The organism is Paenibacillus sp. NMA1017 (genome assembly GCF_058895805.1).
The window spans coordinates 271,519-278,596 of the sequence record NZ_JBZXYR010000006.1 but is presented as its reverse complement, the minus strand read 5'-3'; the positions used below and the strand labels follow the sequence as shown (position 1 = coordinate 278,596).

At 47.9% G+C, this 7,078-nt stretch carries 2 protein-coding genes, 14 tRNA genes and 1 rRNA gene; 16 read left to right on the top strand and 1 reads right to left on the bottom strand.

Annotated features, from left to right (window positions below; translation table 11 throughout):
• The 15 genes from rrf to AC5ELV_RS17145 all read left to right on the top strand — a co-directional run.
• Window positions 1-87 (top strand): 5S ribosomal RNA (gene rrf, locus AC5ELV_RS17215); the annotation flags it as partial.
• A 70-nt stretch (window positions 88-157) separates the two neighbouring features.
• Window positions 158-233 (top strand) — tRNA-Ala (locus tag AC5ELV_RS17210).
• A gap of 4 nt (window positions 234-237) precedes the next feature.
• Window positions 238-313: transfer RNA gene (locus AC5ELV_RS17205), tRNA-Asn, on the top strand.
• Between the two features lie 3 nt (window positions 314-316).
• Window positions 317-408 (top strand) — tRNA-Ser (locus AC5ELV_RS17200).
• Window positions 409-428: 20 nt separating this feature from the next.
• Window positions 429-500 (top strand) — tRNA-Glu (locus AC5ELV_RS17195).
• A 10-nt stretch (window positions 501-510) separates the two neighbouring features.
• A tRNA-Val gene (locus AC5ELV_RS17190) sits at window positions 511-586 on the top strand.
• Between the two features lie 26 nt (window positions 587-612).
• Window positions 613-686 (top strand) — tRNA-Met (locus AC5ELV_RS17185).
• A 27-nt stretch (window positions 687-713) separates the two neighbouring features.
• Window positions 714-790, top strand: a tRNA-Asp gene (locus AC5ELV_RS17180).
• A gap of 13 nt (window positions 791-803) precedes the next feature.
• Window positions 804-879, top strand: a tRNA-Thr gene (locus AC5ELV_RS17175).
• 4 nt (window positions 880-883) lie between these two features.
• Window positions 884-969 (top strand) — tRNA-Tyr (locus AC5ELV_RS17170).
• A 7-nt stretch (window positions 970-976) separates the two neighbouring features.
• Window positions 977-1,052, top strand: a tRNA-Lys gene (locus AC5ELV_RS17165).
• Window positions 1,053-1,063: 11 nt separating this feature from the next.
• A tRNA-Leu gene (locus AC5ELV_RS17160) sits at window positions 1,064-1,144 on the top strand.
• 10 nt (window positions 1,145-1,154) lie between these two features.
• Window positions 1,155-1,229, top strand: a tRNA-Gly gene (locus AC5ELV_RS17155).
• A gap of 7 nt (window positions 1,230-1,236) precedes the next feature.
• A tRNA-Arg gene (locus AC5ELV_RS17150) sits at window positions 1,237-1,313 on the top strand.
• A 12-nt stretch (window positions 1,314-1,325) separates the two neighbouring features.
• Window positions 1,326-1,405, top strand: a tRNA-Leu gene (locus AC5ELV_RS17145).
• 439 nt (window positions 1,406-1,844) lie between these two features.
• On the opposite strand, the gene AC5ELV_RS17140 is transcribed toward AC5ELV_RS17145, so the two are convergent.
• Complete coding sequence (locus AC5ELV_RS17140; RefSeq protein ID WP_493431133.1) at window positions 1,845-2,246, bottom strand: VOC family protein; 402 nt, start codon at window positions 2,244-2,246, stop codon at window positions 1,845-1,847.
• 734 nt (window positions 2,247-2,980) lie between these two features.
• Between AC5ELV_RS17140 and AC5ELV_RS17135 the strand changes: the two genes are divergently transcribed.
• Window positions 2,981-7,006, top strand: a complete 4,026-nt coding sequence (locus AC5ELV_RS17135; protein WP_493431132.1) for a DUF5695 domain-containing protein — start codon at window positions 2,981-2,983, stop codon at window positions 7,004-7,006.
• Window positions 7,007-7,078: the final 72 nt, after the last annotated feature.

The following is a 7,078-nucleotide window of genomic DNA, read 5'->3' as shown; positions in this document are numbered from 1 at the left end:
GTACCCATCCCGAACACGACCGTTAAGCCCTCCAGCGCCGATGGTACTTGGACCGCAGGGTCCTGGGAGAGTAGGACGTCGCCAAGCAACCCCATAATGGGGATTTTTTTTCGCCTATCAGGCTATTGATTATACATACAAAATTAATTTTTTAGATGGGGCTATAGCTCAGCTGGGAGAGCGCCTGCCTTGCACGCAGGAGGTCAGGGGTTCGATCCCCCTTGGCTCCACCAATATTCCCTGATAGCTCAGTTGGTAGAGCACTCGACTGTTAATCGAGTTGTCACAGGTTCAAGTCCTGTTCGGGGAGCCATATGGAGAGGTGTCCGAGTTGGCCGAAGGAGCACGATTGGAAATCGTGTAGGCGCCAAAAGCGTCTCGAGGGTTCGAATCCCTCTCTCTCCGCCAGCTCTTAATAATAGATATATGGCCCGTTGGTCAAGGGGTTAAGACACCTCCCTTTCACGGAGGTAACAGGGGTTCGAATCCCCTACGGGTCATAAGTAGTATGGAGGCTTAGCTCAGCTGGGAGAGCATCTGCCTTACAAGCAGAGGGTCGGGGGTTCGATCCCCTCAGCCTCCACCATTTTAAAAGTAAATATTTATTACTGTCGCGGGGTGGAGCAGTTCGGTAGCTCGTCGGGCTCATAACCCGAAGGTCGCAGGTTCAAATCCTGCCTCCGCAATTACTTTCAACTAAGAGAGTTGCCTCTGGAACCGTGGTGTAGAGGCCCAACATGCCTGCCTGTCACGCAGGAGATCGCGGGTTCGAATCCCGTCGGTTCCGCCATTTAACTTAATATGCCGGTGTAGCTCAACTGGTAGAGCAACTGACTTGTAATCAGTAGGTTGGGGGTTCAAGTCCTCTCGCCGGCACCATTTTGGAGGATTAGCGAAGTGGCCAAACGCATCAGACTGTAAATCTGCTCCCTTACGGGTTCGGTGGTTCGAATCCATCATCCTCCACCAGTTTTACGAGCCATTAGCTCAGTTGGTAGAGCACCTGACTTTTAATCAGGGTGTCGAAGGTTCGAGTCCTTCATGGCTCACCATTGTATTACATGCGCGTGTGGCGGAATTGGCAGACGCACTAGACTTAGGATCTAGCGTCATTGACGTGGGGGTTCAAGTCCCTCCACGCGCATCTTGTTTTTGCGGACGTGGCTCAGCGGTAGAGCATCGCCTTGCCAAGGCGAGGGTCGCGGGTTCGATTCCCGTCGTCCGCTCCATTTATTAGTCCCCTTAGCTCAGCTGGATAGAGCGTTTGACTACGAATCAAAAGGTCGGGAGTTCGAATCTCTCAGGGGACGCCATTAACTTTATAAGCCGGTGTGGCGGAATTGGCAGACGCGCGCGACTCAAAATCGTGAGGGAAACCGTGGAGGTTCGAGTCCTCTCACCGGCATCTATTTCGGGATGTAGCTCAGCTTGGTAGAGCACCCGCTTTATAAAAAAAAGGAGAGATTGCTTATTTTTACGCCATCTCTTCTTTTTTACTTTTGAACTATCCCTATCGACATGACCACTAGTAGAAACCCCTCTAGGCAATCTCCTTCGTTCCGTTGCGTTATTAACATACACAGGCACTTCCAGAATTCTTATTTTCTGATCTCCTCCATATACTTAAGTTTCAGCTCGCAGTTCAGTTCTTGATGGAAATATCAGCATGCAGACAGAAAATCTCATCAGAAATTGCCCCACATCCTGCACCCTGCAACCTAACTCTGGTATCGGCTAACCCACGAATTTTTCCTTCTAAGCAACGATTTTGATTTGAATTACAGATAGGAGATTATAGGGGGAAAAACGCCGGTGACCTTAAGCAGGTGATCGGCGTTTTCATATTAGCGTTTCGGCATTTTGCTCTCATCCATGTACAGCAGGTTCCAGCGGTGACCGTCCAGGTCGGCAAATCCTGCGCCGTACATCCAGCCGTCAATTTCACTCGGCTTGCCAAAGATGTTTCCTCCGGCAAGCTCTACTTTTTGAGTAAAGGCATCTACTTCTTCTCTGCTTTCAGTGCTAATGGAAAATATTACTTCTGCGGTATGGGAAGTATCTGCGGTTTTTGAACCTGTAAATTTCTCAAACGCCGCATCCGGGAACAGCAGAATCGTTGTTTGGCCTATAGTAAGTTTGGCTCTCTCGTTACCAACGCTCACCGCATGGAATCCAATCTCATTGAAAAAGGCAGTTGACCTCTCAACATCTTTGACCGGCAGGTTAATCCAGATCTCCTGTGACATGGCTGTAGCCTCCTGGAATATATTTTCAACTACTTCTACTATACTCTACTACTGGCAGTAGAAGCGAATCTTATAAAAGAAGCCGCAAGGTATGATATTTCTGTCATGCATTCTGCGGTTTCCTTAGTAAACTTATTTACTTGTCTGCTCCAGCATTGTCTCCGTCAAGGTATCGGCCCAGCCAAGAATGGATTTCGTATCAAAGTAGAAGTGCTTTTTGTATTCCTGCCTATGGAGAAGCACTCTCAGCACATAGCATATAATTACTTGAATTGAATTTTTTTACTAAAATAGAATTAAAACATTGAACTAACGGGAAACGATAGCTCAATAAATACATTGAAGCAAACGAAAAAGAGGAGTAGATTTCTTTAGGGCATCTACTCCATACTTCTAAACCCACTTCACATCCTTATTATGCACCGGATGACAAAGCGATCGTTATCCCTGGATTTTCTCCATTAATTCCTATTCCAATGAAGAAATCTGGGGATAACGGCGATCAGAAGAACAATCTGTACGCCTAGCGCTCGCTACTCACTGCCGTAACTCCTCCCCCTATTAGGTTGAAATCCTATATAAATCGGTTGGAAATGTTGATTTTACCAATGGACAAGGATTTGTACAATAGAGTTGTAACGCTTACATTTCCAAGGAGGTTGCGGCGAAATGAAGAGACTTCAGGTGATTGGCAAGCAAATCAGGACCCCGAGATCCAAAAGGAGGCCGTGTTGATGAAACTTAAGGGAATATTGGCGGCATTTTTGTTTTTAACCACAGCGTCTGTGTTGTTTGGGACGCATACGGCAGAGGCCCATGAACTATCCAATGACAAGCTGACGATTCAGACAGGCGAGCATGGCGAAATTTCATCAATACGTATCAAAGGAGATGCTTTCCCGACTGAATATGTGATGAACGCAACGGTTACGCCTGAGCAGAATACCGCAGATCATCAGTGGCTAGGAGAGCTGATGTTCACGTACCGATTGGATGGAGGCAGCTGGGCGAAGGCATGGACGAACAAGTCGGCAGACGCACGTAAGATCACGACCAGTGGTAACCGTGTCACTGTCACGTACGAGAATTCTACTAATGCAGAAGGCATACGCAATTTTAAAGTCATTGAAACGTATTCGGCGGAGTCGAATGGTTCGGTGCTATGGAATATACAGGTACAGAATACAAGTGGCAAAAAATTGGAGATTGGTGATTTCGGTTTGCCGCTGCCTTTCAATGAGCAGTGGACCAACGGTGATGCGATCTACGAAACTAGAGTGGTGACACATTCCTTTGTCGGCAATAATAGCTCTTATATTACAGCTGGGCGTCCGAGCGGCATTGGTTCTTCGCTGCTACTGATTCCTGATTCCACAACAGGAGCAGGCTTTGAATATCAGGATCATTGGCGAGATGAGGAGCACCCGGGCAGCAAATGGGCCTGGAATCCAGCCAACGAAGGTAAATGGCTGGAAGGACTCAATGTATTTTATATTCATTCCAATGTCATCAAGTCCACTAACCGGGGCTATTTGCCCAATACAAGCCTGATCCTGAATCCCGGTCAAAGCAAAAACTATGGCTTCAAGTTTCTGGCAGTGAAGGACGAGCATGATGTAAAAGATACGTTGTACCAAGAAAACTTGGTGGATACAACAGTCGTACCCGGCATGATCGTGCCTACAAATCAAAAGGCGAAGGTGGATCTGCGCTCCAAGCAGGCGATCAGCAAAGTAACCTATCCCGATGGAACCGTTATTCCGCAGACGGATAGCAAGGCTGGAGGACACCATATTTATGAACTGAAATTTACTAAGCTGGGCCCGAATTTCATAACGGTAGAATACGGCAATGGCAGCAAAATGGTTTTACAATTCTATGCCATTGAGCCGATTGATCAGGCGCTGCAACGGCATGCTACATTTATGGTCGACAAAACCCAATGGAATGTACCGGGTGATCTGCGCGACAAGGTATTTGACGATTGGATGATGCATACCAAATCCAAACGCAATATTTTCAACGGCTATTGGGGCTGGGGGGATGATTGGGGTCTGACCCACGGGCAGTTCCTAGCTGAGAAAAACACACTGTCTCCCGTTGCCAAAGAGGTACGGGCGGTAGACGATTATTTGGAGACGGCAATTTGGACGAATCTGATGAACGGACATCATGAGGATTATCTAATTCATGATTTCTTGATGCCAGAGCCTAACGATACACCGACCTATCGAGGGTATGCGTATCCGCACGTATACAACACGTATTTCAGCATGTACAAGATTGCTAAGGAATACCCGGATCTTGTCACTTACAAGCATCCGAAGGAAACCTATTTGCTGCGGGCTTATAACATTTTCAAAGCATTGTATGAAGGGCCGGTTGCATACAACTGGGAAACAGGTTTGATGGGCGAACTGACCACACCGGATATTATTCAGGCCCTTCATGATGAAGGCTATGATGATGAAGCGAATGATCTCAAGGAAAAAATGGATCGTAAATATAACAATTTTAAAAATACAAAGTATCCTTACGGTTCTGAATATAGCTACGACAATACAGGGGAAGAGGCTGTATATACGTTAGCCAAGCAGAATATAGATACAGAGGGCGAGCAAAATAAAGCCCTGGAAATGATGGGTAAAATCAATGCCAAAACCCGTGCGGCACGCGGTCACATGCCCGTATGGTACTACTACACCGATCCGGTGACGATTACCGGGGAGAATTGGTTTAACTTCCAGTACACGACTTCGCTTGCCGGATATGCGATGGATGACTGGATTCGCCATCATGAGGACAATCACCGTGAGGAACAACAACGGTTGTCCTATGCAGCTAAAATTGCCAATGTCGGAGCGATTAACTCCGGGCAAATCAGTTCGGACCCTGAAAACATCGGGGCGGTCGCATGGACGTACCAAGCGGAAAAAGGCAATAACGGCACGAACGGCACTGGCGGCGGTAAAAATGTTCCGCTTTTTAACGGCTGGCGCGGCATGAGCGGTGAGGCTGATCTCGGATTGTTCGGTGCGCTCAAAACGTTAAGTGCTGATATCGCAATTGATCCTATTTTTGGATTGACGGGTTACGGTGCAGAGGTGAGCAAAAGCGGCAACGTGTATACGATCAAGCCGCTGGATGGCCTGTTCAAGCGGGTCAATCTGATCACGGAAAAGCTGTATATCGAGCTGGAAAAGGACCAATATACAGAAGCCAAGTTGGCAACATCTAAGGATTACGTATGGCTCCAACTGAAAAATCAAACGCCGGGCCAAGCCCATTCCACGTACGTTACATTTGACGGTTTGAAAAAAGGAACGTATTTGGTTAAAGTAGGCGGTCAATCACAAGGGAAGTTTAATGCGTATGCGCCTTCCAACAAGCTTAAATTGGAGATGGGTACAGCATCCTCCTACACGGTAGAGCTGACATCAACCACACCTGATCCGAACAAAGCACCTGTCGTGGATGCCGGCAAAGATTCGAAGGTAAAGCTGCCGGATCAGATCATTCTGAAAGGTACGGCTACAGATGATGGGCTTCCGCAAGGTAAGGTGACGAGCGAGTGGAGTCTGGTTGAAGGACCACAGGACGCGAAGGTCACATTCAGTAACAAAACATCATTGCGCACGAAGGTGGACGTTTCCGAGCCGGGAACGTATGTGTTCAAGCTGACAGCCAGCGATTCTCAGTTGTCAGCGGAGGCTAAAGTAACGGTGGTAGCTGAACCGGCGGCTCCGTTACTTGAACAGCTTGCAGTTTACAAGTTTGATGAAACCAGCGGTTCTGTAGTTGCGGATTCATCGGACAGTGGCAATGATGCTGCTGTGAAGGGAACGGCTGCATGGGCTGCGGGTAAAACAGGCAATGCTGTCAGCCTGAACGGCAAGGACAGCTATGTGCAGCTTCCGGCGGGTATTGTCAGTCGGACACAGCAATTGACCGTATCCAGCTGGGTCAAAGCGAACAGCCTGAGCGATTATGTGCGGATTTTTGACTTCGGCTCCGGGACGAATGAATATATGTTCCTGACGCCTAAAGCAGGAAATAACATGCTGTTTGCCATTACCAACCAAGGCAATGGACAAGGACAGGAACAGACGATTGAAGGCCCTGTACTGCCGACAGGCGTATGGAAGCATGTTGCGGTCACGCTTTCAGGTTCCACAGGTATTTTATACGTGGATGGGAAAGAAGTGGGACGCAATACCAACTTGACCTTGAATCCAACCAGTCTGGGTCAGACCAAAAATAATTTTATCGGCAAATCTCAATATCCTGATCCATATTTCAATGGTCTGGTGGATGAATTCCGTATCTACAGCCGTGCTTTAAATGCAAACGAGGTGGCAGGTTTGGCCTCTGGTACAGCACAAAGCCTAACGGGAGCCGAGAAAATCACCGCGTTAAAAGAAGTAAATGTAACGACTCATGTCGGTGAAAAACCGGAACTGCCAAGCGTAGTGGAAGCTACGTATGGAGAAGGCTCTACTAAATGGGTGGCTGTGGAATGGGAGGATATAGACCCTGCACAATACGCTGTTCCAGGTTCGTTTGAATTGAAGGGCAAAGTAGAAGGGACAGAGTTAAAGGCAATTGCGAAGGTAACCGTGATTGAGGCAGGGGCTGCGGTTCCATCGGTAACCCCGGTTAGCCCGGAGAATTCAGTAACCCCGCCAACTACGACATCCCCGGTAACATCTGCCTTACCGCCTAGGCCTGTCAGTCCCGCTAAATCAGCGGGGGCATCCTGAAAGGGCGGCAATAACGCATAGTCATGACTAATCTTTCCCATCGTCACTTTCCTCCTGAAAAGGGGAGAGTGG